This is a genomic window from Sutterella sp. (assembly GCF_052272535.1).
Lineage (GTDB): Bacteria > Pseudomonadota > Gammaproteobacteria > Burkholderiales > Burkholderiaceae_F > Sutterella.
The window spans coordinates 1-3,505 of the sequence record NZ_DAVZJY010000230.1 but is presented as its reverse complement, the minus strand read 5'-3'; the positions used below and the strand labels follow the sequence as shown (position 1 = coordinate 3,505).

Annotated in this window: 3 protein-coding genes; all 3 read right to left on the bottom strand. The window is 68.5% G+C overall.

Annotation, left to right across the window (positions count from 1 at the left end; all coding sequences use genetic code 11):
• The coding region (locus ACT6Y9_RS09545) for a translation initiation factor IF-2 associated domain-containing protein (protein ID WP_443744350.1) at positions 1–474 on the bottom strand (474 nt) is incomplete at its 3' end.
• A 167-nt stretch (positions 475–641) separates the two neighbouring features.
• Positions 642–2,174: a transcription termination factor NusA gene (gene nusA, locus ACT6Y9_RS09540; RefSeq protein WP_295480550.1), complete on the bottom strand. Its 1,533-nt coding sequence runs from the start codon at positions 2,172–2,174 to the stop codon at positions 642–644.
• Positions 2,175–2,181: 7 nt separating this feature from the next.
• A complete protein-coding gene (rimP, locus tag ACT6Y9_RS09535; RefSeq protein ID WP_295480552.1) occupies positions 2,182–2,745 on the bottom strand; it encodes a ribosome maturation factor RimP in 564 nt (187 codons plus the stop codon).
• Positions 2,746–3,505 lie beyond the last annotated feature (760 nt).

Sequence of the window (3,505 nt, the reverse complement as noted above, 5' to 3'; positions counted from 1 at the left end):
GGCCGCCTCACGCTCGCGGCGGGCCTTCTCTTCGGCGGCGCGGCGCTCCTCCTCAGCCTTGCGGCGGGCGGCTTCGGCGGCGGCCTCGGCCTCGCGGCGGGCGGCCTCCTCGGCGGCGCGCTTCTCAGCGAGCGCGCGGGCCTCGGCCTCCATGCGCGCCTGCTCCTCGGCCTGCAGCTGGGGGTTCTTCACGAAGACGCGCTTGCGGCGCACTTCGACCTGAATCGTGTGGGCGCGCCCGGAGGCGTCGCTCTGCTTGATCACGCTCTTCTCCTTGCGGGTGAGGGTGATCTTCCTCTGGCTCGACTGCGTGCGCTCGATGCGCAGGCTGTCAAGGAGCCGGTTCTTGTCGGCGTCGGAGAGCGTGTCGGTCTCCGCGGACTTGTCCACGCCCGCGGCGCGAAGCTGCTCAATGAGGGTCTTGGCAGGGAGCTTCAGTTCCTGCGCGAATTCCTTAACCGTCATGCTGGTCATGTTCTTTTCTACTCCTTCGAATGCGCCCCTGGCGGCGCGGAGGCCTCCTGCGCTCACCGCCCCTCCCGGCGGGGAGGGGGGAGCGGGGGCCGCTTACGCGGCGCCACTTGAAGGGCGCATTCATGCGGGATGCGGTTTGGGTGGGTGGGATGCTCGCAGCAGGAGCGTCATTCCTTCTTTTCAGCCGCTTCGGCCTTGGCGGCGTCTTCGCCGAACCAGTGCGCGCGGGCGGCCATGATGAGGCGGCTCGCGGCGGCCTCGTCAAGCCCGGTGATCTCGACGAGCTCTTCGGTGGCGAGGCCGCCGAGGTCGTCGAGCGTGCGCACGCCGCGGCCCACGAGCTTGCTCGCGAGGTCGTTGTCCATGCCCTCGAGCGCGAGGAGCGCCGGGTCGGCCTTGCGCAGGTTCTCCTCACGCGTGATCGCGTCGGCGAGGAGCTTGTTGCGGGCGCGGGCGCGCAGCTCCTCGATCGTCTCCTTGTCGAAGGCTTCGATCGAGAAGAGCTCCTTCTCGGGCACGTAGGCGATCTCCTCGATCGAGGAGAAGCCTTCGGCGATGAGCACGTTGGCGGCCGCCTCGTCGATGTCGAGGCTCTTCATGAACTCCTCGCGGATGCGGGCGACTTCGGCGTCGCGCTTCTCGCTCGCCTCGGCCTGCGTGAGGATGTTGATCTGCCAGCCGGTGAGCTCGGAGGCGAGGCGGACGTTCTGGCCGCCGCGGCCGATCGCGACGGCGAGGTTGTCCTCGTCGACCACGACCTCCATCGTGTGGGTGTCCTCGAGCATCACGATCGAGCGGACCTTCGCGGGCTCGAGCGCGCCCACGACGAACTGCGCGGGATCCTCGTTCCAGACGACGATGTCGATGCGCTCGCCGGACAGTTCGGACGTCACGGCGTTCACGCGCGAGCCGCGCATGCCGATGCAGGTGCCGATCGGGTCCACGCGGTGGTCGTGCGAGGTGACGGCGACCTTCGCGCGCGCGCCCGGATCGCGGGCGGCGGCCTTGATCTCGATGATGCCCTCTTCGATTTCGGGCACTTCAAGCTCGAAGAGCTTCTTGAGGAATTCGGGCGAGGTGCGCGAGAGGATCACGGTCTTGCCCTTCGGGGTGTCGCCGACGTGGTCCACGTAGGCGCGCACGCGGTCGCCCGTGCGCATGTTCTCGCGCGGGATCATCTGGTTGCGGGGCAGGCGCGCCTCGAGGCGGCCCACCTCGACGATGGCGTCGCCCTTGTCCATGCGCTTGATCGAGCCCGTGACGATCGACTCCTTCTTCTCGAGGAACTCGGCGAGGATCTGCTCGCGCTCGGCGTCGCGCAGGCGCTGCAGGATCACCTGCTTGGCGTCCTGGGCGAAGCGCCGGCCCGCGGAGTCGATGTCCACGTTCTCGATCGGACGCTCGACGTAGTCGCCCGGCTGAAGGTCGGGATATTCGTCATGAATGTCGGAGAACATCTCCTGGTGGTCGGGCTCCTGCAGGCCTTCCTCGTCGGGCACGACGAGCCAGCGGCGCACGGCGGTGAATTCGCCCGTCTGCTGATCGACGCGCACGACGATGTCGGCGTCCTCGCCGGGGAAGCGGGCGCGCTTGATCGCGCTCGCGAGGGCGATTTCCAGCACGCCGAAGACGATGTTCTTCTCGACGTTCTTTTCACGGGCGAGCACGTCCACGAGCTCGAGCATTTCACGGCAGTTCATTTTCTTCCTACCCCTTGAAGTTCAGTTCACGAATGAGATGGGCGCGCTCGACCTCGGAGAGCGGGAAGGCGACGCGCACGGGCGCGGCTTCGACGGTCGTGCGCTTCTTGGCGCGCAGCGCCGCGGCGCGCGGCGTGCGGGCGACGTCGACCTCGAAGTAGTCGAATTCAATCCTCTCGGCGCCCGACTCGCCCGAGATGCCGATGATGCGGCCCTCGAGCTTGCGGCGGCCCGCCGCCGGGAAGCCTTCGGCCTGCATGGGCGCGAAGAGCTCGACCGCGGCGAGTTCGCCCGCGAAGCGCTCCCAGTCGCGGGCGCGCTTCAGGGGGCGCTCGACGCCCGGAGACGAGACTTCGAGGCGCTCGTAGGGCACGTCCTCGACCGTGAAGAGGTGCGTGAGCTGATCGCTCACGCGCTCGCAGTCTTCGAGCGAAATGCCGCCTTCGGCCGTCGTGTCGATCGTGACGCGCACGAGGCCGCGCGCGAGGCGCTCGCAGTCGACGTACTCGTAGCCGAGCCCTTCGACGGTCTTCTCCACAAGGGCGCTCAAGGCTCCGGAGGATGAATTCATAGGCTTCAAAACCCTTCAAACGGAGCGGACGCCGCGGCGCCGGGGCCCTCCCTTCGATTCGCCGGGAGAACGGGGCCGCCGCAGTGGTCCGCTCGAGATCAAAAAAAAATGGGCATCACTGCCCATTTCTCTCTCCCGCATCCGCCCGCCCTGATGAAGCCGTCTTTTGCGGCTTTGGGGTGGCGGCGCAGGCGGCACGGCCGCAGCTCCTCCGCAGGGAGCCCCGGCTGCGGGAGAGAAGCTCTCCTCCGAGACGGGGCGCCCCGTTTCATGCGGACGGGCGCGACTGCCAGAATGCGACGTCTCAAGGCGGTGGAGGCGTCCTGGGCGAAGACTCCCTGCGGGAGCGCCTGGGGACATCCTCTGCCGGACCGCTCGTGCCCTCAAAAAAATGAGAAGGGCCGACATTGGGCCCGCACTTCGGTTCATCCGGCATTCGGTCTCCGGCTGGAGGGCCGAACCCTCCGGCGGCTCTGACCGGCCTTGAAGAATAGGCGTGATTCTAGGGAAAACTCAACCCGGGCGCAAGGAGCCGGGGCGACTTTCTCGCCGCCCGCGGCGCCCCGGGCGCCCACGGGACCCGAAGTCCTCAGAGGCGTCCGCCCCGGGGACCGCGCCCCGACTTCGGACCGCGCGGGGTGGCGTCGTCTTCGGTCGGGCCCTTGCGGTAGGCGCGCTGCGTGCGCCGGCCGCTCATGTCGCGCCCCTCCTTGAAGGGCACGCCCGTGCGGTCGGAGTCATTGCGGCCCGCGCGCTCCTC